This window comes from Pseudoclavibacter sp. RFBB5 (assembly GCF_002931555.1).
Classification (GTDB): domain Bacteria; phylum Actinomycetota; class Actinomycetes; order Actinomycetales; family Microbacteriaceae; genus Pseudoclavibacter.
Window position 1 is genome coordinate 443,525 of sequence record NZ_PSTZ01000001.1, and the last position, 20,853, is coordinate 464,377.

The 20,853-nt window shown below is 69.3% G+C and carries 17 protein-coding genes and 3 tRNA genes; 7 read left to right on the forward strand and 13 right to left on the reverse strand.

Translation table 11 applies throughout. From position 1 onward, the window contains the following. Positions 1–47 precede the first annotated feature (47 nt). The 4 genes from C5B97_RS02125 to C5B97_RS02140 form a co-directional block, all read right to left on the reverse strand. A complete protein-coding gene (locus C5B97_RS02125; RefSeq protein ID WP_104310475.1) occupies positions 48–1,103 on the reverse strand; it encodes an ABC transporter permease in 1,056 nt (351 codons plus the stop codon). Next, complete coding sequence (locus tag C5B97_RS02130; RefSeq protein WP_104310476.1) at positions 1,100–2,119, reverse strand: ABC transporter permease; 1,020 nt, start codon at positions 2,117–2,119, stop codon at positions 1,100–1,102. The genes C5B97_RS02125 and C5B97_RS02130 overlap by 4 nt, the downstream gene beginning before the upstream one ends. After that, positions 2,116–3,762, reverse strand: a complete 1,647-nt coding sequence (locus tag C5B97_RS02135) for a sugar ABC transporter ATP-binding protein (protein ID WP_104310477.1) — start codon at positions 3,760–3,762, stop codon at positions 2,116–2,118. The genes C5B97_RS02130 and C5B97_RS02135 overlap by 4 nt, the downstream gene beginning before the upstream one ends. Before the next feature lie 75 nt (positions 3,763–3,837). Further along, positions 3,838–4,920 (reverse strand): substrate-binding domain-containing protein, encoded by a 1,083-nt coding sequence (locus C5B97_RS02140; protein WP_104310478.1) that lies wholly within the window; start codon positions 4,918–4,920, stop codon positions 3,838–3,840. A 635-nt stretch (positions 4,921–5,555) separates the two neighbouring features. Between C5B97_RS02140 and C5B97_RS02145 the strand changes: the two genes are divergently transcribed. Continuing rightward, positions 5,556–6,281: a hypothetical protein gene (locus C5B97_RS02145; RefSeq protein ID WP_104310479.1), complete on the forward strand. Its 726-nt coding sequence runs from the start codon at positions 5,556–5,558 to the stop codon at positions 6,279–6,281. Between the two features lie 176 nt (positions 6,282–6,457). On the opposite strand, the gene C5B97_RS02150 is transcribed toward C5B97_RS02145, so the two are convergent. The 3 genes from C5B97_RS02150 to C5B97_RS02160 all read right to left on the reverse strand — a co-directional run bounded on the left by C5B97_RS02150 (position 6,458) and on the right by C5B97_RS02160 (position 9,655). Further along, positions 6,458–7,330: a DUF3592 domain-containing protein gene (locus C5B97_RS02150; RefSeq protein ID WP_104310480.1), complete on the reverse strand. Its 873-nt coding sequence runs from the start codon at positions 7,328–7,330 to the stop codon at positions 6,458–6,460. Then, the gene (locus C5B97_RS02155) at positions 7,327–8,172 is read right to left on the reverse strand and encodes a DUF3592 domain-containing protein (protein ID WP_104310481.1); all 846 of its coding nucleotides are present in this window, start codon (positions 8,170–8,172) and stop codon (positions 7,327–7,329) included. Before C5B97_RS02155 ends, C5B97_RS02150 begins: the two co-directional genes overlap by 4 nt. A gap of 148 nt (positions 8,173–8,320) precedes the next feature. Then, positions 8,321–9,655, reverse strand: coding sequence for a uracil-xanthine permease family protein (locus tag C5B97_RS02160; protein WP_104310482.1), 1,335 nt, complete (start codon positions 9,653–9,655; stop codon positions 8,321–8,323). 299 nt (positions 9,656–9,954) lie between these two features. On the opposite strand from C5B97_RS02160, the gene C5B97_RS02165 reads away from it, so the two are divergent. Continuing rightward, positions 9,955–11,502 (forward strand): NCS2 family permease, encoded by a 1,548-nt coding sequence (locus tag C5B97_RS02165; protein WP_104310483.1) that lies wholly within the window; start codon positions 9,955–9,957, stop codon positions 11,500–11,502. 28 nt (positions 11,503–11,530) lie between these two features. On the opposite strand, the gene C5B97_RS18135 is transcribed toward C5B97_RS02165, so the two are convergent. Both C5B97_RS18135 and C5B97_RS02175 read right to left on the reverse strand, forming a co-directional pair. Further along, on the reverse strand, positions 11,531–12,067 hold the full coding sequence (locus C5B97_RS18135) for an NINE protein (protein ID WP_104310484.1): 537 nt from the start codon (positions 12,065–12,067) through the stop codon (positions 11,531–11,533). Between the two features lie 100 nt (positions 12,068–12,167). Continuing rightward, positions 12,168–13,094 carry a DUF368 domain-containing protein gene (locus C5B97_RS02175; RefSeq protein ID WP_219819742.1) on the reverse strand — a complete coding sequence of 309 codons (927 nt, stop codon included), beginning with the start codon at positions 13,092–13,094 and terminating at the stop codon, positions 12,168–12,170. Positions 13,095–13,316: 222 nt separating this feature from the next. Here C5B97_RS02175 and C5B97_RS02180 point away from each other — a divergent pair, with 222 nt between their 5' ends. Both C5B97_RS02180 and C5B97_RS02185 read left to right on the forward strand, forming a co-directional pair. Next, positions 13,317–15,011 (forward strand): molybdopterin-dependent oxidoreductase, encoded by a 1,695-nt coding sequence (locus C5B97_RS02180; protein ID WP_104310486.1) that lies wholly within the window; start codon positions 13,317–13,319, stop codon positions 15,009–15,011. 166 nt (positions 15,012–15,177) lie between these two features. After that, positions 15,178–15,825, forward strand: coding sequence for a hypothetical protein (locus tag C5B97_RS02185; protein ID WP_146080694.1), 648 nt, complete (start codon positions 15,178–15,180; stop codon positions 15,823–15,825). Between the two features lie 19 nt (positions 15,826–15,844). Here C5B97_RS02185 and C5B97_RS02190 read toward each other — a convergent pair. From C5B97_RS02190 to C5B97_RS02200, 3 genes are all read right to left on the reverse strand, one after another. Next, positions 15,845–15,917, reverse strand: a tRNA-Phe gene (locus C5B97_RS02190). Between the two features lie 79 nt (positions 15,918–15,996). Beyond that, positions 15,997–16,073, reverse strand: a tRNA-Asp gene (locus tag C5B97_RS02195). A gap of 92 nt (positions 16,074–16,165) precedes the next feature. Further along, a tRNA-Glu gene (locus C5B97_RS02200) sits at positions 16,166–16,238 on the reverse strand. A 360-nt stretch (positions 16,239–16,598) separates the two neighbouring features. On the opposite strand from C5B97_RS02200, the gene C5B97_RS02205 reads away from it, so the two are divergent. Next, the gene (locus tag C5B97_RS02205) at positions 16,599–18,392 is read left to right on the forward strand and encodes a peptidoglycan DD-metalloendopeptidase family protein (protein WP_104310488.1); all 1,794 of its coding nucleotides are present in this window, start codon (positions 16,599–16,601) and stop codon (positions 18,390–18,392) included. 302 nt (positions 18,393–18,694) lie between these two features. Here the strand turns inward: C5B97_RS02205 and ppa are convergent, their stop codons facing one another. Continuing rightward, positions 18,695–19,183 carry an inorganic diphosphatase gene (ppa, locus tag C5B97_RS02210; RefSeq protein WP_068479635.1) on the reverse strand — a complete coding sequence of 163 codons (489 nt, stop codon included), beginning with the start codon at positions 19,181–19,183 and terminating at the stop codon, positions 18,695–18,697. Between the two features lie 237 nt (positions 19,184–19,420). On the opposite strand from ppa, the gene C5B97_RS02215 reads away from it, so the two are divergent. Next, entirely contained in the window at positions 19,421–19,681 is a 261-nt protein-coding gene (locus tag C5B97_RS02215) for a PLDc N-terminal domain-containing protein (RefSeq protein WP_104310610.1), read from the forward strand. A gap of 95 nt (positions 19,682–19,776) precedes the next feature. Then, entirely contained in the window at positions 19,777–20,805 is a 1,029-nt protein-coding gene (gene tilS / locus C5B97_RS02220) for a tRNA lysidine(34) synthetase TilS (protein WP_104310489.1), read from the forward strand. The last annotated feature ends 48 nt before the right edge of the window (positions 20,806–20,853 follow it).

Here is a 20,853-nt window from a genome sequence, read left to right on the forward strand (position 1 = left end):
GTCGGGGAACAGCACCGCGCCACAACTCTGGGCGGAGGGCAGCGTCGTTACCCGCGCTTGCGCCCGTACAGCGAGATGACGACGAGGATGATGGCGCCGTAGATGAGCTGCTGCACGTTGGAGCCGAGGTTCAAGACGGTGACGAGCGTCGCGACCTGGCCGAGGACCAGCGCGCCGCCGACGGTGCCGACGACCGAGCCTCGTCCGCCGAAGATGGATGCGCCACCCACAACGACCGCGGCGACGGAGGAGAGCAGGTAGCTGTCGCCCATGGTCGCGGAGGCCTGCTGGAAGTAGCCGACGATGACCATGCCGGCGAAGGCGGCGAGCATGCCGGAGATGACGTAGCCGGTGATGCGGATGCGGTCGACGGGCAGGCCGGCGAGCCTGGCCGTCTCGGGGGCCGCGCCGACGAGGAACAGCGAGCGCCCCCATCCGGTGTAGCTGAGGACAAGCTGCAGCACGACCATGAGGACGAGCCCGAGGGGGAGGACGGCGGCCATGGAGAGGCCGAGGACGCTGATCTGCGCTGACGTGATGGCGGTGATGAAGTCGGGGATCTGCGTGAGCTCGGAGAAGTTGAACTGCAGCAGGATCACGCCGAACAGGAGGCCGTTCATGGCGATGGTCGTGACGATGGGGGTGAGCCCGAGCTTCGCGATGACGAGCCCGTTGAGGAGGCCGATGACGGCTCCGGCGAGCAGCGCCCCGATGAACGCGCCGAAGGGCCCGAGGGGTCCGACCATTGCCAGGAACGACAGTGCCGAGAACGCGATCGTGTTGGGTACCGACAGGTCGATGCCCGCCTGGATGACGGCGAAGGTCTGCCCGAAGGACGCGATCGAGAGGATGATCGCGAAGGTCGCGGTGCCGATGAGCGATTCGATGGTGATGAGGTTCGGTCGGATGATGCCGCCGATGAGGAACAGCACGAGGAACGCGACCAGCGGCCACACGCTGCGGGGGACCCGGGCGAGCAGCGACTTGGACGGTGAGTACTCGACCTCGTGGTCGGCGCCGCCAGTCGTTCCCGGGCCCGTCCCCGAATCTCCGGCGCCGGATGCCCCGGTGCCGCCGACTGCGGCCGGAACTGTTGTGGTCATGACCGTGCTCCCTTCCGAGCGAACGACACCTTGCGCCACACGACGGGGATGCCCACGACGGAGACGATGATGAGCGCCGAGATGACGTACTGCCAGTACGAGTTGATGCCTGCGAAGAAGAGCAGGTTGCCGATGAGGCCGAGGGTGATGCCGGCGAGGATCGTGCCGATGATGCTGCCGCGTCCGCCCGTGAAGCTGGCGCCGGCGAGGGCGACGGCGGCGATGGAGGACAGCAGGTAGGGGTCGCCGCTGCGCGGGTCGCCGGTCATGGTGGAGCCGGCGAGCATGATGGCGCCGGTGGCGGTGAGGACCCCGGCGATGCCGAACGCGGCGAGCTTCGTGAGGCGGGCGTTGAGGCCTGCCGCGCGGATGCTGTCCATATTCGAGCCGACGCCGTAGATGTGCCTGCCCAGGGCGGTGCGCTGCAGGATGAACCAGATCAGCACGGCGATGAGGGTGAGCCAGACGAGCGCGACCGGGACGAACGGGATCGCCTCACCGCTGGTGGCGAGGTGGAACTCGGTGGTGATGTCGCCTCCTGGCCGGTCCATGACCTCGCGGGCCAGCGAGCCGAAGATGAAGGCGCTCGCCAGGGTGACGGCGATCGCGGGGAGGCCGCCGTAGGAGACGAGGAAGCCGTTGAAGAGACCGCAGGCGAGGCCGGTCGCGAGTCCCATCAGGACTGCGATGGGGACGGGGACCAGCTCGGTCTGCGCCGCGAAGACCACGTTCGAGAGGCTCATGATGGCGCCGATGGAGATGTCGATGCCGCCGACGAGCACGATGAGCAGCTGACCGAGGGCGACGAACGCGAGCGGCACCACGAGGTTCGCCGCCGTCTGCAGCTGGAACCTCGTCAGCAGCTCCGGGTTGATGATGATGTAGACGATCAGGAACACGACGAACGCGGCGGCTGGCGCGAACGCGCCCTCGCGTCGCAGCCTGACGAGTCCCTGCCGCTTCGCGACGGCCCGGGTGACGGGGGATGCCGGGGGCGGGGTGACGGTGGCGGTCATCTGCTGCTCCTCGTGGTGGTGTGTCGTGCCGCCTCTTCCAGCTCGGCGGCCGAGACGGTCTGGATGCTGCCCGTCGCGCCGACAGCGGCGCCGACGATCGCATCCGCCGTCAGCCGCTCGCCGGCGAGCTCGTCGGTCACCTGGCCGTTGTAGAGCACGAGCACGCGGTGGCAGACGTGAACGAGCTCCTCGACCTCGGTGGAGAACCAGAGCACGCCGACGCCCTGCTTCGCGAGGTCGACGATCGCGCCGTACAGCTCCTGCTTGGCGCGCACGTCGATGCCGCGTGTGGGGTCGTGGAGCAGGATGACCGACCGGGAGCGGTTCATCCACCTGCCGAACACGAGCTTCTGCTGGTTGCCGCCGGACAGCGAGCCGGCGGCCTCGAGCGGGCCGCGCGTGCGCACGGACAGGGCGGCGAGCACGCCGTCGAGCCAGCCGCGCTCGCGACCGAGGCGCGGCTTCCCGCCGAGCTGCCAGGCTTTGAACCAGGGGGCGAGGAGGTTCTCTCCCACGCCGAGCTCGAGCGCGAGCCCTTCCTTCTTGCGGTCCTCCGGCACGTAGCCGAGGCCGCGCCGCACGCCGCGCACGGGGGTGAGGCGGGTGACGGGGTCGCCGTCGATCGTCCACGAGTCGGCGGTGGCGGCGGATGCGCCGAACAGGGCGCGCAGCAGCTCGGCCTGGCCGTGCCCCGCGAGCCCGCCGATGCCGACGATCTCGCCCGCGCCGATCGTGAGAGAGATGCCGTGCACGCCCTCGGCGCGGAGCCCCTCGACTTCGAGGACGTCGCCGTCGTCGGTGCGCGCTGGCGGGTCTGGGAAGAACCGCTCGGCCTTGCGGCCCGCCATGAGGGAGATGAGCTCGTCGTCGGTCCAGGAGCCGCGCGAGAACTCGCCGGCGAGGCCGCCGTCGCGCAGCACGATGCCGCGGTCGGCGATCTCGGCGATCTCACCGAGGCGGTGCGAGACGTAGATGACGCTGCCGCCGCGCGCCGTGAGCTCGCGGATGCGTGCGAACAGCCACTCGACGCCAGGGGGCGTGAGCGCCGATGACGCCTCGTCGAGGATGAGCAGCTTCGGTTCGCCCGCGAAGGCGCGGGCGATCTCCACGAGCTGCCGGTTGGCGAGCGACAGGTCTGAGACGAGCGCTCGCGGGTCGATCTGCGGGAGCTCGAGCGACTCGAGCAGCGCGCTCGCGGCCGAGATCGCCTTCTTCTGCGAGAAGCCGCGGAGCGGCGCCCCATCCGGGAGGCTCAGGTTCTCGGCGACGGTCCACTCGGGCACGAGCGCGAGCTCCTGGAACGCGCAGCGCACGCCCGAGCGACGTGACAGGCGCACGCTGCCGGACGCGAGCGGCGCATCCTCGACCGTGATCGTGCCGGAGGTCGGCGTGACGGCACCCGCCAGCATCTTCGCGACGGTGCTCTTGCCCGCACCGTTCTCTCCGACGAGCGCCAGCACCTCGCCGGGGTGGCAGACGAAGCTCACCCCCTGCACTGCCTTGACCGGGCCGTAGCTCTTGACCAGGTCGGTCGCGACGAGGAGCGCCTCGCCGCTCTGCGCCTGCCCGGTCGCTGGCGGCCCTGGCGCGGCGGCGGGCTGGAGCGCGTCCGGTGCCGCTGCGCCCACTTCACTTGCATTCATGACTCGATGTGTCCTCGCTGATCGATGCGATTGAGACCTGTCGGCGGCCCCGTCGAGCAGGGCCGCCGGAGCCGGCTAGGAGCCGGAGTAGTACTCCATGACGTCCTCGAGCTTCAGGTCGAGGCCGGGGAAGTCGTAGCCGAGCTGGAAGTTCGCGGGGCGATCTTCGAGGCAGTAGTCGGCGGCGTTGTCGGTCGTGATCTCGAGCGGCGGGAAGAACTGCTCGCGCTCGATGTCCTCGCCTTCGAGGAGCTTCACGGCCTGCTCGAGGCCCTTGGCGTAGATCGACGGCTGGCCGAAGATCATGTTGCCCGAGTAGCCCTCTGGCCCGTACTCGACGAGCGCGCACGCCTCACCGTTGTATCCGGAGCCTCCGACCGTCGGGACGAAGGGGATGCCAGCGGCCTTATAGGCCTCCGCGACTCCCTGGCCGCCGGTCAGGAACGAGTAGACGCCGCCGATGTCGGGGTTGGAGCGCAGGATGTTCGCCATCGACTCCTGCGCGGTGGCCTCGTTCCAGCCGTTGGTGTCCTGGGCGACGACGGATGCGCCGCCGGCTTCGAGCGCGTCGATGACGCCCGGCATGGAGCCCTCGTTGAGGGGAACGCCGGCGAGACCTTCGAGCACCGCGACGTCCTTGTTGTCGGTGAGGTTCTCGAGCAGCCATTCGGCGCCGATGGTGCCGGCGCTCGCCCAGTCGGTGGAGACCGTGTAGACGTCCTCGCTCTCGTACGGGCCGCCGTTGGCGATGACGGGAATGCCCTGGGCGGTGGCCTGCGCGATCGCGGGGTCTGCGCCGCTCGAGGAGGCGGGGTCGAAGAGGATGAGGTCGACGCCGTCCGCGATGAGGTTCTGCATCGCGGCGTTCTGCTGGGCGGCGTCGTTGTCGTCGGTGCGGACGATCTTGAGCTCGACCTTGTCGACGTACTCGGGTGAGTTGGCGAGGGCCTGCAGCGAGGCGAGGCCCATCTCGCGCCAGGCCTGGCCGCCGAGGGGCTGCTGGAAGCCGATGACGAACTTGCCGTCCTCGCCACCTGCGGAACCGCCGCCGCCTTCGGCCGGTGCGCTCGTGCATCCGGCGAGGAGGACCACGGCCGAGGCCGCGGCGACGAGTGCTGAACCCATCCTGAAGCGCGATGTGGGTCGACGAGAGTGCATGATTTCTCCTTTGAAATCTGGCGGATGCTGCTGGCGACAGAGAGTGTGGGGTTGGCCGTCTGAGGGAGATCAGGGGCTGTTCGCCGGCTTGCTTCGTGACACTAGCCCAAAAATGGCAGCGCTACCAGTAGCGCTGCCAAATTGGTTTGGGACGGTGACCCGGACTGGAAGGTCGGGCACACGGATGCGGGATGGGCGACCCCCGCCACCCTGTGCTGTCGGTGCGCGCTGCCCGACTCCGTCGGCGCGCTGCCCGACTCTGTCGGCGCGCTGCCTGACTCTGTCGGCGCGCAGACCTGCGCCGGAAGCATGCTCCTGCGCTCGGGAGCCTGCATTCGTCGTAGGTCTGTCGCTCGACGGCGGCGTGCGGATCGCTGCCAGAGAAGTGGCCCCTTGGGAACCGGCATCGGGGCCACTTGACTGGCAGCGATGGGCCGTGCGGAGGGGGAACGGGCCATTTGGCTGGCAGCGATGGGGCTGCGGGTTGCGGGATGCGGGATGCGCACGTCACCTCACGCCCGACCTCGCCGCTCGGGAGTGCTGAGAGGCGCCGAGGAGTGCTGAGTAGGGTGGCCACAACGAGGGGATGCGACGTGGGATCACTTGCTGAAATTTCAGGGGCCGTCGGTGCACAGATGCGCGAACGGCGCGACGAGACGCTTGCGCGACGTTCGGTGCTGCTTGGTGGCGGGGCGGATGCGCCCGCCGAGCCGAGCGCGAAGCCCGGAATCACCGCATCCGTTCCCGCGTCGTCTGGCGCCGAGACCGCACCCGCCGCGGAGGCTGTCCGTGCGCACGCCCGGCACGACTGGGTCGCGCAGCCGATGCACTCCGACGCGGCGATCCGCGCGCAGACCGGGCAGGGCTGGGACGACTGGATCGACGCGATCGACGCCGGCGTGGGGCGCGACGCCGCGCATCCGCGGATCGTCGAGTGGGTCATGGCCAACTCGGAACAGAATGGCTGGTGGAGCCAGGGCATTGCGGTCAGCTTCGAGCGGATGACAGGCCGGCGCCTCGCCGGGCAGATGCCAGACGGCACGTTCACGGCCAACCGCTCGCGCACGCTTCCCGTCGACCGCGAGGTGCTTCGTGCGCTCATCGCCGACGACGAGGACCGGGATGCACTGCTCGGCTTCGAGACGGAGTTCCGGTCGAAGGTCGCGTCGAAGACCTACAAGGTGCTCATCGCGCGCGGCGGCGAGCCGATCGGCGGACTGCTGTTCACGTTCGACGCCACCGCGGATGGCCGTACCAAGCTCGCCATCATGCACGAGAAGCTGCAGGTGCTCGACGAGATCGAGCTCTGGAAGGCCTACTGGGGCGATTGGCTCGATGCGCTCGAGGCGGCGCTGGTCTGACGCCGCCTTCCTAGGAACCGCCCCACGCGCGCCATCCGCCCGCAAACATGCGGCGGACGCATCTTCGTCACGCCGGGAAGATGCATTCGCCGGTGGATGCACGCACTGGCTGACGCGGGCTGACGCTGGCCGACGCGGGCGGTGCGCGCCAGCGAGAACACCGCGCAGCCCGCACCTCACGCGCCGAACGGGAACGGCGGCTCGTGGGCCCGGTACGACTCGATCCGGTCTGGATGCTCGCGGGCGACGAAGATGCGGCGCTCGTCTCCGGGGCTCGCGGGATCGTAGATGACGGTGACCTGGTCGCCGATCCCGGGCAGTGAGTCCTCGTGGAACAGTCCCGAGGGGGTGGTCCAGCGGGTCTGCCCGTGGTGGTCGGTGAACTGGATCGTCCAGCGGCTGACGACGCGCGCGCTCGCGGGCGGACGCTCGACGCCCTGCGTGACGACGCCCGAGGTGCGGGTGCCGGTCGCGAAGACAGCTTCGAACGTCGACCTCGTGCGTCGGTGTCGCCTGGCGCGAGCAAGGCGCCTCCACACCGACAACGCGAGTCCAAGCGTGAGCAGCGACGGCAGCACCAATGGCAGCACCGTGACGACCCACGGGGTCTGCTCCTCGACCGGGGTCCCGTCGCCGTTCGAGATCAGCGGGCCGGTGATGAAACTCGTTTCTATGGCCAGCGCGGCGAGCGACGCCCACGCGCCAGCTGCGGCGCCCGCGAACCAGATCGGCTGCCCGTCTGCCAGGGCGCGCGTGAAGTCCGTCTCGCCCGTGTAGGCGCGCCGAGTGGCGGCCTGCGCGATCAGGAGGCCGACAGACGCGAAGATGCCGATCGGGATGAGGAGCGGCAGCAGCGCGACGAGCGGGAAGGTGCTGGTCGCCTCGAGTTCGGCGATGGAGAACAGCGAGCTCAACCCCACGACTCCGAGAAATCCACCCGCCGCCAGGCCGAAGTCCATCACCAGGAGCACGGCGAGGGCTCGCCCGCTTCCTACGCGGTCGGCCTTGGCCGCGTGGCGTTGCGCGATCGCCGGGTCGACGGTGCTCATGCGTAGTCCTCCGCTCGGTCCGGAGAGACCCTCGAGACGAAGATCCGCGAGGTGTCACCCGGACGTGCGGGGTCGAAGAGCACCCACACGCGCTGCCCCGGCTTCGGGGCGTTCTGCCACTCGAAGGCGTTGGTGCGCTTCACCCAGCGCTGCACGCCCTGGGCGTCCGTGTACGTGAAGTGCCACGACGCGATCGTGCGTGTGCCCGGGGAGATCGCGACCCCCTCGGTGATCGTGCCAGGCACGGGGCGGCCCGCCGTGAGCATCCGCCGGACCGCATCTCCTCGCCGCGAGGATCGGCGTCGGAGCAGCGTGCACGTCACGAAGGCGACGACGGTGAGGGCTGCAGCGAGTGCCGGCAGCCACAGGGGGAGCCAGTAGGAGGCCCAGGCGCTCGACGACCAGGTGTCGACGGTGGCGAAGTGCTCGTCGCGCGTGAAGCCGACGTGCTGCGGCTGCGACCAGAGACCGCTGAAGGCGAGAAGCCCGACCGTCGTGCCCGCCAGCGCGATCGTGAACGGGTCCACGGGCGGCAGCGGACGCGGATCGCCGATGAGGTTCGCATAGACGAGGAAGTAGAGGGGGAGTGCGCCGAGCAGCAGCACGAACGCGGCGGGGAGCGCGTACCAGGCGTCGTTGATCCACGGCTCAGCATCGAAGTCGCGGATCCCCAAGGCCATCTGGCGACCGGAGTTCCGCTCGGCGATCAGCCCGAATCCGAGCAGGGCACCGAGGACGAAGAGCGCGGCGCCTGCCGTCCAGAGCGCCGCGAGCGTGCGCGGGCTCCCGATGCGGCGCTCCGCTCGCGCTCGCCGTGCTTGGACCGGGTCGATGGTGCTCATGGGTGGATAGTGACAGGCGGATGCGCCCCGCACCAGTCCCGGATGCTTCGACTTCGCCGCGCAGGTGCCCCGTGTCACAGCGCGTCGCCGCGCACGCCCCGAGCGCGCGGCGTCGGATGCACGCAACGGCGCAGCTGGCTCGTGCGGGTTAGCGCGCGGCCCGCTCCGCATCCGCTGCCCCGTCGGCCCCGGCGACGAGGTCGTCGCCGGCCTCATCGACGTCGGATCCGCGGAGCTTCGCGATGCCGCTCATGAGGTGGTACACGACGAGCGTCGCCACGGTGCCGAGGACGATGCCGCCGAACGTCACCTGGCCGCTGTTGATCGTGAAGTCGCCGATCGCGACGATGAGGCCGACGCCCGCCGTGAACTGATTGGTGGGTGACGAGAAGTCGACCTTGTTCTCGAGCCAGATGCGCACGCCGATGATGCCGATGAGTCCATAGAGGGCCGTCGTGATGCCGCCGAGCACGCCCGCCGGGACGCTCGCGATGAGCACTCCCACCTTGGGGGAGAGCGCGAGGAGGATCGCGGCGATCGCGGCGACCCAGTAGGCGGCCGTCGAGTAGACGCGCGTCGCCGACATGACGCCGATGTTCTCGCCGTACGTGGTGGTGGGGGAGCCGCCGCCGAAGCCGGAGAGCACCGTCGCGAGGCCGTCGGCCAGCAGGGCCCGGCCCGCCATCGGGTCGAGGTTGCGGTTCGTCAGCTGGCCGACGCCCTTCACATGGCCGACGTTCTCGGCGATGAGCGCGAGCACAACCGGCACGAACATCAGGTAGACGAGCAGGTGCTCGGCGGCGAAGACCGGAGCCGTGAACGTGGGGAGGCCGATCCAGGCGGCATCGTCGAATCCCGCGAGGTCGACCTGATCCATGAACGCGGCCACGATGTAGCCGACGACCACGCCGATGAGGATCGACAGACGCCCGACCATGCCCTTGAAGGCGACCGCGACGACGATGACCGTCAGCAGCGTCACCGACGCGACGAGGGGCGACGCCTCGAAGTTGTTCTTCGCCGCAGGGGCGAGGTTGAAGCCGATGAGCGCGACGATCGTGCCCGCGACGACGGGCGGCATGAGGAGGTTGATCCAGCGGGTACCCGCGAGGTTGACGATGAGCCCGACCACCGCGAGCAGCGCGCCGACGACGATGATGCCGGCAAGTGCGACGCCCTGCCCGTCGGAGGCGACGGCCGCGAGGATCGGAGCGATGAACGCGAACGACGAGCCGAGGTAGCTGGGTATGCGGTTTCGGGTGATGAGGAGGAACAGCATGGTGCCGATGCCCGAGAACAGCAGCGTGGTGGACGGCGGGAAGCCAGTCAGCAGGGGCACGAGGAACGTCGCGCCGAACATCGCGACGACGTGCTGAGCGCCGAGCCCGATGGTGCGCGGCCAGGTGAGGCGCTCCTCGGGCAGCACGATCTCGCTTGCGGGGACGTTCTTGCCGTCTCCGTGCAGTTTCCAGGGCAATGCCACGGCGGTCTCGCTTCCAGGTCGTTCGGCGGGGATCGGCCTGCGCGGGGGATCGGCGCGTGACCTCTACGAGATTAGGGGATACGGTGACCGCCGTCGCGCGTCAGCCAAGGTGACGTAGGAGTGAGATCCAACTCGGTGGCGGCGGCGATCCAGCTCACGTCACCCTGAGTGTCGATGCCGTGCGTCACCCTGACTGTCGCGCGGAACAGGGCGGCGCAGAGCGGTCGAGCGGCAACGGGCACTCCGCGCGCTGGCTACGCTTGTCCCTGTACCGCGAGCAGCACGATCAGGGGAGCCGCATGAGCGACAGCCACGAGTCCGCAGTCGACTATGAGCAGGCGGAGGGTGGCGACGGCGGACACGTTGCGACGCCAACGCGTGCGACGCAGGTCGCGCCGACGAGACGTGGCAGCGGGTCGACGTTCAAGGAGCGCCTCGACACGTTCTTCGAGATCACGCACCGCGGCTCGAACGTGCCGCGCGAGATCCGCGGTGGCCTCGTCACGTTCATGACGATGGCGTACATCGTCATCCTGAACCCCCTGATCCTCGGCGGATTCTCGCAGGACCAGGCGACGCTCGACGTCGAGGGCGGCTGGCTGCAGGCGTCGCAGGTCGCAGCGGTCACGGGGCTCACGGCCGGCGTCATGACGATCCTGTTCGGCGTCATCGCGAACCTGCCGTTCGGCCTCGCCGCAGGCCTCGGCATCAACTCCTTCCTCGCCGTCAACGTCGTGCAGCAGGTCACCTGGGCTGAAGCGATGGGGCTCGTGGTCATCAACGGCCTGGTCATCGTCGTGCTGTCGGCGACCCGCCTGCGCGAGATGATCTTCCACGCGGTGCCGCCGCAGCTGAAGACCGCGATCACGGTGGGCATCGGCCTGTTCCTGGCGTTCATCGGGCTCGTGGACGCGGGCTTCGTCACGTCATCGGGGAACGCGTCGCCGCCCGTGCAGCTCGGTGTGGGCGGTTCGGTGACGACGGTTCCGACGCTCATCTTCGTGATCGGCCTCATCGTGATGGGCGTGCTCATGGCCCGTCGTGTGAAGGGCGCGCTGCTCATCGGCATCGTCGGCACGACGGTCGTCGCGGTGATCGTCGAGGCCATCATGAAGCTCGGCCCTGCGTTCGAGAACGAGGGCGGATGGTCGCTCAACGTGCCCATGCTGCCGACGCAGATCGTCTCGGTGCCGGACCTCGGCCTGATCGGCGCATTCGACTTCGGTGCGTTCGAGCGCATCGGCATCCTGGCCGGCGTCATGCTGGTCTTCACGCTCGTGTTCACGAACTTCTTCGACGCGGTCGGCTCCCTGACCGGTCTCACGCGCGAAGCGGGTCTGCAGGACAAGCAGGGCAACTTCCCTCGCCTCAAGTCGTCGCTGGTCGTCGAGGGCATCGGGGCGGTCGCGGGAGGAGCGACCTCGAGCTCGTCGAACACGATCTTCGTGGACTCCGCCGCGGGTGTCGGTGAAGGTGCCCGCACGGGACTCGCGAGCGTCGTGACCGGTGTCATGTTCCTGCTGGCGATGTTCTTCACGCCGCTGACGCAGATCGTCCCGCTCGAGGTGGCGGCCGCGGCGCTGGTCGTCGTCGGTGTGCTGATGGTGTCGCAGGTCCGCGAGCTGAAGTGGGACGACTTCTCGGTCGCCCTCCCGGTCTTCCTGACGATCGTGATTATGCCGCTCACCTACTCGATCGCGAACGGCATCGGCGCGGGCTTCATCTCGTGGGTGCTCGTGCAGACCCTGACCGGCAAGGCGCGCAAGGTGTCGCCGCTGCTGTGGATCGTCGCCGTCGGCTTCCTCATCTACTTCGCACGCGGCCCCATCGAGGTCATGTTCGCGTAGACGTGACGGGGAGCCGCTCACCCGCCCGCTAGTACTGGCCTGGGTACTGACCGCCGCCGCCAGCGGGCCCGTAGCCCTGATGCGCCGTGTACGCGCCGGCCCCGGCGAGGCGCGCGTTGGCTTCTCGGACGAACTGCGGGATGAGGAAGAGCTCGACGATGACCCAGATCGCGACGCCGAAGATGAGGAGCAGGCCGATGCCGAGCCAGGACGTCGCGAATCCCACGAGGTAGAGCACGAGCTGCGTGATGGCGATGCCCGTGCGGCCGAGGTAGAAGTTGTGGATGCCGAGTCCGCCGAGGAAGATCGCGAGCACGTACGTGATGCCGACTTCCTTGCCGCCGCTGACGACAACCGTCTGCTGGTAGAGCACGGGCGCGTTGGGGGCTGGTGCCTGCGTGGGCGCGTAGTGCCCCCATTGGGCGCCGTCCCAGTAGCGCTGCCTGCCCGTCGGGTCTGGGTACCAGCCGGCGGCCGGCGAGGACGGCCCGTGGTTGGCGTCGGACGAGCCGAAGGTGTCGTCTTCGGGCTGCGATGCGTATGGATCCGATGGAACGAGGCTCATCAGGCACTTCCCTGCTGTCGAGTGGATGCGTCACTCATGCTAGCGAGCACCACCGACACTGGGCGGGCCTGTGGGATTTCGGGACCGAAGCGCGTCAGGGTCAGAGCGTCGGGTGTGCGCCTGGTGCCTTGCGCAGCGCTCGCCGGACGAGCAGCCCTTCGGAGATGAGGAGTGCAGCCACGATCGCGGCGCCGAGCAGGAACCACAGCGCGGGGCCGACGACGTCCCCCGAGGCCCAGAGCAGTTCGCGGTCCTCTGTCTGCCACGGCCACAGGGCGCGGAGCGACCCGGCCATGAGCCCCGTCATGAGGGCGAGGGTGACGCGGCGGTGCTTGGTGAGGAGCCACAGCAGCACCTGCACGAAGAGCGCGAGGCCCGTGACGGCGCCGACCGCGAAGAGCGCGATGTATCCGAGGTCGAGCGAGTTGAGGGCGCGCAGCGTCGGCTCGTACATGCCAGTCGTGACGAGGACGAAGGATCCGGAGACCCCGGGCAGCACCAGCGCGCAGACCGCGACGGCGGCCGAGACGAGGATGGCGACGGGGGATGGGTCAGCGTCGTTCGCAGACGGGAGTCCCGTCAGCACGAAGCTCAGAATGGCGGCGGGGACCGCGATCGCGTAGTCGCGCAGCTGCCAGCGCGCCCCGAGCATCCGGGCCGGAACGATGAGCGACACGGCGATGAGCCCCGCGAAGAGCGCGCGGGATGGGATGGGGTGCGCCTCGATGAGGGGCGCGACGATGCGGGCGGCGGCGACGATCGCCACGAGCATCCCGATGCCGATGGGCAGGACGACGCCCCACCTGACCTGCGCGAAGTGCTCGCGTGCGCGCTGCAGGCCCTGGCCGCGGATTGTGTCGACGGCGGCTCGCACGACGCCGCGCACGAGATGGCCAGCTGAGTCGATGAGGGTCTCGTAGACACCGATCAGCAAGGCGATGGTGCCGCCGCTGACGCCCGGGATGATCTCCGTCACGCCGATGAGCGCGCCTCGGAGGAGATTGACGAGGACGTTGAGCGCTGACAAACCGGCCCTTCTCGGGCGCCGGGGTCGGGGGCGGCGCCGGATGCTTGTGCGCCAGGAGAGGCGGCACAAAGCCTCTAGTCTGTCAGGCCGCATCCGCGACCGCACCCGCGGCGCCTCGCCGCCGCCAGCATCCGGGTCACGAGGCGGGCGGCATTCACAGCGGATTCACGCAATCCACCGGCACTCAGCCCGGCCGGGTCTGGCGCGCGTACCGTGTCCGCCATGTCCTCCGAACCCAGCCTCGCAGTGGCTCAATCACGTCGCGGACGCCTCCGCGGTGCAGCCCCCGCCGGCCTCGCCGGCATCGGTGCGGCGGCGCTCGGAGTCGGCCTCGGTGAGCTTGCGGCCGCGTTCCTGCAGACCACGGCGAGCCCGATCGTCGCGGTGGGGGCCCTCCTCATCGACCTCGCACCGCCCTGGGCGAAGGACACGGCGATCGCGCTCTTCGGGACCGCCGACAAGATCGCCCTCATCGCGCTCGTCGCGGTCGTGCTGCTCGTCGTCGCCGCGGTTGCCGGCGTACTCGAGCGGGCTCGTCCGCCGTGGGGGCGCGTGCTCATCGGGCTCATCGCCGCGATCGGTGCTGTCGCTGTAGCCACCCGTACCCCCTTCTCGCCCCTCGATACCGTGCCGCCGCTGCTCGCCATGGTGGTGGCTGTGCTGACGTTGCAGTTCCTCTCGAAGACGCTCGCCGATGCTGAGCAGCGGGCCCGCCAGCGCTCGAGGGAGTCGGCCGTCGCCGTCGGGCGGGGCTCAGCCGCAGGCGCGACAGGACGCGCGACCGGAAACGGTTCGGAGGCCGAAGGGCCAGCCGGCGCCGACGTGGAGTCGGCCGCGCCGCCCGCCGGCGTCGACCGCCGTCGCTTCCTCATCTACTCGGGGGCATCCCTCATCGTCGGCGCGATCGCGGCCGCCTCAGGTGCCGCGCTCTCGGCCGGAACTCGCGCCGTCACGGCCGTCCGCGAGGCGATCGCCCTGCCCGCGGCCGCGGTGAAGGCCGCCGCCGTCCCTGCGGGCGCGCAGTTCGACATCCCGGGCCTCCCGCCCGTCGTCACCCCGAACGCCGACTTCTACCGCATCGACACGGCCCTCAGCGTGCCGCTCGTGAACCCCGAGGGCTGGTCGCTGCGCATCCACGGCCTCGTCGACAACGAGGTGACCATCACCTGGGACGAGCTGCTCGCCCTGCCGCTCGAGGAGAGCATCACGACCCTCATGTGCGTGTCCAACGAGGTCGGCGGCGGTCTCATCGGCAACGCCCTCTGGCTCGGCTACCCGCTCCGTGAGCTGCTCAAGCGCGCGGGCCCGCAGGCGGACGCCGACATGGTGCTCTCGAAGTCCGCCGACGGGTGGACCGCCAGCACCCCCATCGGCGCGCTCACCGACGACCGCAACGCGATCCTCGCGGTCGGCATGAACGGCCAACCCCTGCCCGCCGAGCACGGCTTCCCGGTGCGGATGGTCGTGCCAGGCCTCTACGGGTACGTGTCGGCGACGAAGTGGGTCGTCGACCTCGAGGTCACCCGCTTCGACCGGGTCAACGCATACTGGACCGACCGCGGGTGGAGCGCCGAGGGGCCGATCAAGATCGGCTCGCGCATCGATGTGCCAAGCGCCGGAAGCCTGAACGCGGGTCCGACGACGATCGCCGGGTTCGCGTGGCAGCAGCACACGGGCATCGAGGCCGTCGAAGTGCAGATCGACGACGGCGAGTGGATGCCGACTGAGCTCGCCGCGCCCATCTCCGACGACACGTGGCTGCAGTGGAAGCTCGACTGGGACGCCCCAGCCGGCGAGCACTCCGTGCGCGTTCGCGCGACCTCCAGCGATGGCGAGGTGCAGACGGATGCGCGTGCCAACGTCGTCCCAGACGGTGCCACCGGGCACCACGAGATCAAGGTCAACGTCACGGCGTAGACCTCGGCATCGGCGGGGCCGCCCGCATCCGCTCGCGCCACACCTTCCTCCTCCGCAGAGGTGTGGGAGGCGCAGCCTCGTTCCGGGACGAGCCTGCATTTCCCAAAGGTCTGCGCCGAGTCCCAGCCGGAGGCACCGCGCAAGACGCCCCGATAGCCTGGCCGGGATGCCCCCACATTCCCCCGAAGAGGCTCCCCGTCCGTCGACCCTGCGCGATCTGCCGCGCGCCGCGTGGATCTCGGCACGAGCATCCACCCCGAATACGCCCCTGGCCGTGCTGTCGGTGCCGATCTACGCGTTCTCGATCGTGCCGATGACGCTTCGTGGCGGGCTCTACCTCGATGAGTCGCGCACGGGAACGGTGCTGTTCGCGCGGCGCCGACCCATCCGCGATGGCCTCGTGGTCGGGCTCGTCACGGCTGCGGCGTTTGCGCTCTGGGTGGCCGGCATTCTGCTGTTCGACACCATGCTCGTGCTGCTGCTCGGGATGCTCGCCTACGCGGCGCTGCTCATCGGAGCTGTCATCGCGCTGGTGCAGCCGGGAGGGACGACGCTCTCGGCGTCCGGGCCGGAGACCCCCAAGGGGGAGCGGTGGATGGTCGCGGCGCTGGCGCAGCTTCCCGGCACCCGCATGACCGCGGTGATGCTCGCGAGGCGCCTGATCGAGCAGGCACCGCCCGGCTCGATCCTGGTCGCGGCCGCGGCGACGGATGCGCTGCACGAGCGCTACGTGCGCGCCGGCTTCACGGCGGGGCGGGCACGGCGCGTCTATCGCCTCGTTCCCCCGCGGACGCAAAGAAACCCCGCCATGTAGAAGCTAGGCGGGGTTTCAGTGGCTCCGACGGGCGTCGATCCCGTGACCTCACGATTTTCAGTCGTGCGCTCTACCAACTGAGCTACAGAGCCGGAGGCTGTTGCCTCGTGGCGACGCACTGATGTTCGTCGCCGTTGCAAATTGCCCTCTTCGAGAAGAGGGCAAGATGCTTGGCGACCCTGACGGGACTTGAACCCGCGACCTCCGCCGTGACAGGGCGGCGCGCTAACCAACTGCGCTACAGGGCCTTACTGTGGTGTCTCAGCCTGGGCTGATCCATCCGTATTCGATTGCGACAGTTCAATGTACAGCATCCCAGCACCTGGTGTTGTCACGACCGTGACCCCAACGGGATTCGAACCCGTGTTAACGCCGTGAAAGGGCGCCGTCCTAGGCCGCTAAACGATGGGGCCGAGTGCTTGTAGCTGACTTGACTACCGAGAGAAGAGCATAGGGGCGTTTTTGGCTCGCGGCAAATCCGGTGCCGCATCGCGGCTCGTTCGGCGTGTCGCGCCGGACGTGGTCGGGTGCGCGCGCAGGCTTCCACGTATCCGGATGTTCCCCACGAGGCGCGGGATTCCGGCCCACACGACGACCCGGTACAGGTTTCCTCACCCGGGTCTCTGTGACGCGCTAGGCAGATGTTGACAAACTTGTTACTGTTTCTCGTGTTGTTGGTGTGAAACGAGTGACTGCAGTGGTAAATGCAGTCTCGCGTTGCCGCAGAGGCGTCCGCCTCGTTCCGCACCCAAGATCCATCACGAGGAGAGCGAATGCCCGCCACCAGGAGCCGGAAGCCCCTGCGACTCCGCGACCGCTGGCGTACCCCGCTCGTGGGCGCAGCATCCGCCGCCGTGCTGGCCGCGCTTGCGCTCTCCGCCGGCCCCGCATTCGCCGCCGACGATGACTACGCCACGTGGGAAGACGTCGTCGCCGCCGAGGGCAACGTCGACCGCCAGGAATCGCTCATCAGCGAGATCGAGCAGCAGATCGCCGACCTCGACGCAAAGGTGACCGCAGCAGCCTCCGAAGCGCAGGCCGCTGGCGAAGAGCACGGCAAGGCGCAGACCGCGTCGAGCGAGAAGTTCGCCGAGGTCACGATCCTGCAGGAGCAGGCGGATGCGGCCGAAGAGAAGGCCGCGACGTCACGCGAGAAGGCCGGTCAGCTGGCTGCCGCCATGAGCACCCGCGGCGCAGGCGACCCCAAGCTCGCCCTCTTCCTCAACCCAGGCGACGCCGACACGCTGCTCTACCAGCTCGGCACCATCAGCAAGCTCTCCGAGCAGACCGACGGCATCTACAACCAGGCCGTCACCGAGAAGAACACGGCAGACGTCCTCGGCACCCAGGCGACAACCGCGCACGACGAGCTCGCGAAGCTCGAAGCCGACGCGAAGACCAAGTTCGACGCCGCGCAGGCCGAGCAGGTTGTCCTCCAGAACGAGAAGTACCTCGCCGACAACAAGAAGGCCGACCTCCAGGCCATGCTCGCGCCGCTCAAGGAGAAGCGCGACGTCACCGCCAGCGACTACGCAGCCGGTGAGAAGCTCCGCCAGGAGCAGGTCGCGCAGACGAACCGCGAGCGTGCAGAAGCCGCGGCCGCCTACCAGGAAGAGGCGTACCAGCAGGCCGTCGCCGACGCTGAAGCAGCCGGCGTCCAGGCGCCAGCCAAGCCCGACATCTCCACGGACGTCCCAGAGGCATCCGCCCCGCTCGCGCCAGCAGACCCGACGGACACCTCTGTCGCCCCGGAGTCGCTGCGCCCGCCGGCACAGGCTGCACCTCCTCGCCAGCCCTCTGCTCCGCCGACGGCCACGGCAGACCCGACTGCGCCGGTCGCGCCCCAGCAGCCGACCACTCCCGCCGAGTCGCCCGCCCCGAACCCTGACCCCGTCACGCCAGCGCCGACCACGGACCCAGCGCCGACCACGGCCCCGGAGCCGACGCGGGCCCCGGAACCGACGCAGGCCCCGGAGCCGACGACCGCGCCGCCGACCACGGCACCCGAGCCCGACCCGACGAAGCCCGACATCGAGATCCTCCCCGAGGAACCGCAGAAGCCTGACGTCGAGCTCGAGCCGGAGCCCGAACCCGAGCCCGAGGTTGTCGCACCGACCACTCCGGAGACCCCGAGCGGCGTGCTGGCCGGCTACTACGGACCGATCAGCAGCGGCGTCGTCACCGACGAGTACGGCATGCGCCTGCACCCGATCTTCGGCACCTACCGCATGCACAACGGCCTCGACCTCGGCGTCAACGGCGGCACCTGCGGAGCCCCGCTCTACGCAGTGCACAGCGGCACGATCACCTACGCCGGCTACAACGGCGGGTTCGGCAACCACGTCGTGCTCGACTTCGGCAACGGCACCCAGGTCTCCTACTCGCACATCATGGACGGTGGCATCAACGTCTACGTCGGCCAGACCGTGAACGCCGGTGACGTGCTCGCCTACGCCGGAACCACCGGTTCCTCCACGGGCTGCCACCTGCACTTCGAGCTGAAGTACTGGGGCACCCTGATGGACCCGAAGCCGTGGCTCGCCTCGGCAGGCATCTACTACTACTGATCCCCGCTCGCACTGGCTGACCCAGCGCGCGCAGAAGGGCGGCTCCTCGCTTCGGCGGGGAGCCGCCCTTCTGCGTCTGACGTCGGCGGCGGTTGCCTGTGGGACGATCCTTGCGCTCGACGTCTGTCCAACATCAGTGCGACTTCGCGCGATTCCGGACCTTAGGGGCCGCAGATCCCCGATATTGCACTCATGTTGGACAGCCGCAGCCGCAGCGTGCACCAGGCGCACGAAGAGCCCCGCATCCACGTGGGATGCGGGGCTCTCGTCAGCCTGCCGCCGGACGAACCGGCGAACGGTGCCTACTCGGCTGGCTTGTACTGCGCGATGGAGCGCTCGATGATCGCCTCGGCGGCGGCAGCGTCGCCCCAGGCCTCGACCTTGACCCACTTGCCGGGCTCGAGGTCCTTGTAGTGCTCGAAGAAGTGCTTGAGCTGGTCCTTGGTCGAGTCGTCGACGTCGCCGAGGTCCTGGATCTTGGCCCAGCGGGGGTCCTTCGCGGGCACGCAGAGGATCTTGTCGTCTCCGCCCGCCTCGTCTGCCATGTTGAGCACGCCGACGGGGCGCACCTTGAGGCCGACGCCGGGGAAGAGCGGGTACTCGAGCAGCACGAGCGCGTCGAGGGGGTCGCCGTCGTCGGCGAGGGTGTGCTCGAAGAAGCCGTAGTCGACGGGGTACACGAACGGCGTGAAGAGCACGCGGTCGAGGAAGACGCGGCCGGTCTCGTGGTCGACCTCGTACTTGTTGTGGCTTCCGCGTGGGATTTCGATGACGACGTCGTAGCTGCCCATGGCGCTCCTTCGTTGCGCCTGGCGGCGCTCATTCTCTGTGGCTTGTCGGCGGGGCCCTGTGGGGCGCTGCTCGCCGCACGAAACCGTTGGTCTCGTTCGGCTTCAGGGTAGTGGATGCGCCTCGGTTGGGGGTGCGGATGCGCGCTTTCCGTCGGCATCGGCGGCGGCCGTTGCCTGCGCCTCGCCTTGTGACGCTCCGCTGGAGCGGCGGCGACGGATCGTGGCATGCTGGTCTGCATGGCTGATCTCAAGGAAGCGCTGCACCTCGATCCGTTCATCCCGCTTCGGGAGGGGACGGGCCAGGCGCTTCCGCACGCGTTGTCGCTTGGGACGGCTCTTGTCGCCGGCGTGCAGTTCACCCTCCTCGCCGCGGCGCTCTTGAGTCTCGTGCGTCGCAAGCCGACCGAGGTGCGGGGTTCGCGACTCGCGTGGGGTGCGTTCTCGCTCGTGAACTTCGTGGGTCCGATCTCTTACTTCCTCTTCGGCCGCAAGCGTTGAGCCTGCTGCCCGCCACCGCGCCTCGCCGCACCTTCGGCGGCGCTTGTTGCGGCTCCGAGCGTGACGGTTCGCGCGGGCGCGTTTAGGCTGTACCTGTGTCAGATCGCCCTCGCCTCACTCCAGCAGTCGCCGACCTTCGCCGAGCCGTCCGTGGTTCGCTCCTCGGGCGTGTGCAAAAGGGCGACCGTGTGCTCGTCGCCTTGAGTGGCGGACCCGACTCTCTCGCTCTTGCCGCTGCCGCCGTCTTCGAGGCCAAGCGCCTCGAGGTCGAGGCCGGCGCGATCATCATCGACCACGACCTGCAGGAGGGTTCGGCGAAGATCGCCGAGCACGCTGCGGAGCAGGCGGCTGAGCTTGGCCTCGCCCCGGTGAGCGTCGTGCGCGTCAATGTCGAGGACCTGGGGGCCGGCCCTGAGGCGTCTGCCCGCGTGGCCCGCTACGAGGCCATCGAGGCCGTGCGCGTCGAGACCGGCGCATCCTGGGTGCTGCTCGGCCACACGCTCGACGACCAGGCCGAGACGGTGCTGCTGGGCCTCGCTCGCGGCTCCGGCGCGAAGAGCCTGCACGGTATGGCGCCCGTCACGGGAACGCTGCTGCGCCCGCTGCTCGGCCTGCACCGCCAGGTGACGGTCCAGGCGTGCGAAGACCAGGGCATCACGCCGTGGATCGACCCGCACAACAGCGACCCCGCCTACACCCGCGTCCGCGTGCGCGACACGGTGCTGCCGCTCCTCGAGAAGGAGCTCGGCCCCGGCATCTCCGAGGCGCTCGCCCGCACGGCGACGACGCTCCGCGAAGACTCGGAGACGCTCGATGCGCTTGCTCTCGAGTGGGCGCACGAGATCGTGAACACCGATGATGACGGCCGCATCTCCCTCGACGTCGGCGGCATCGTCGCGCAGCCTCCCGCGCTGCGCCAGCGCATCTGCCGCATCGTCGCCGAGCAGGGCTTCGGCGTCTCCCTCACGCGTCGCCACACGATGGCCGTCACGGCCCTCGCGACGGAGTGGCGCGGTCAGGGCCCGGTCGACCTCCCCGGAATCCGGGTGGAGCGCGAGAAGGGTCGCATCCTGTTCGGTGCGACGGCCTCCGCGCACGACGACCACCTTGACGAGACCGCCTAGCTTCACCCGTTCCGCCGCACACCACGTTCGTCTTCTCGAGCGCTGAAA

What these genes read in the sequence shown, in the direction of transcription:
- C5B97_RS02125 (WP_104310475.1), bottom strand. Translation starts at nt 1,103, where the DNA reads ATGACCACAACAGTTCCGGCCGCAGTCGGCGGCACCGGGGCATCCGGC.
- C5B97_RS02130 (WP_104310476.1), bottom strand. Translation starts at nt 2,119, where the DNA reads ATGACCGCCACCGTCACCCCGCCCCCGGCATCCCCCGTCACCCGGGCC.
- C5B97_RS02135 (WP_104310477.1), bottom strand. Translation starts at nt 3,762, where the DNA reads ATGAATGCAAGTGAAGTGGGCGCAGCGGCACCGGACGCGCTCCAGCCC.
- C5B97_RS02140 (WP_104310478.1), bottom strand. Translation starts at nt 4,920, where the DNA reads ATGCACTCTCGTCGACCCACATCGCGCTTCAGGATGGGTTCAGCACTC.
- C5B97_RS02145 (WP_104310479.1), top strand. Translation starts at nt 5,556, where the DNA reads ATGCGCGAACGGCGCGACGAGACGCTTGCGCGACGTTCGGTGCTGCTT.
- C5B97_RS02150 (WP_104310480.1), bottom strand. Translation starts at nt 7,330, where the DNA reads ATGAGCACCGTCGACCCGGCGATCGCGCAACGCCACGCGGCCAAGGCC.
- C5B97_RS02155 (WP_104310481.1), bottom strand. Translation starts at nt 8,172, where the DNA reads ATGAGCACCATCGACCCGGTCCAAGCACGGCGAGCGCGAGCGGAGCGC.
- C5B97_RS02165 (WP_104310483.1), top strand. Translation starts at nt 9,955, where the DNA reads ATGAGCGACAGCCACGAGTCCGCAGTCGACTATGAGCAGGCGGAGGGT.
- C5B97_RS18135 (WP_104310484.1), bottom strand. Translation starts at nt 12,067, where the DNA reads ATGAGCCTCGTTCCATCGGATCCATACGCATCGCAGCCCGAAGACGAC.
- C5B97_RS02180 (WP_104310486.1), top strand. Translation starts at nt 13,317, where the DNA reads ATGTCCTCCGAACCCAGCCTCGCAGTGGCTCAATCACGTCGCGGACGC.
- C5B97_RS02185 (WP_146080694.1), top strand. Translation starts at nt 15,178, where the DNA reads ATGCCCCCACATTCCCCCGAAGAGGCTCCCCGTCCGTCGACCCTGCGC.
- C5B97_RS02205 (WP_104310488.1), top strand. Translation starts at nt 16,599, where the DNA reads ATGCCCGCCACCAGGAGCCGGAAGCCCCTGCGACTCCGCGACCGCTGG.
- ppa (WP_068479635.1), bottom strand. Translation starts at nt 19,183, where the DNA reads ATGGGCAGCTACGACGTCGTCATCGAAATCCCACGCGGAAGCCACAAC.
- C5B97_RS02215 (WP_104310610.1), top strand. Translation starts at nt 19,421, where the DNA reads ATGGCTGATCTCAAGGAAGCGCTGCACCTCGATCCGTTCATCCCGCTT.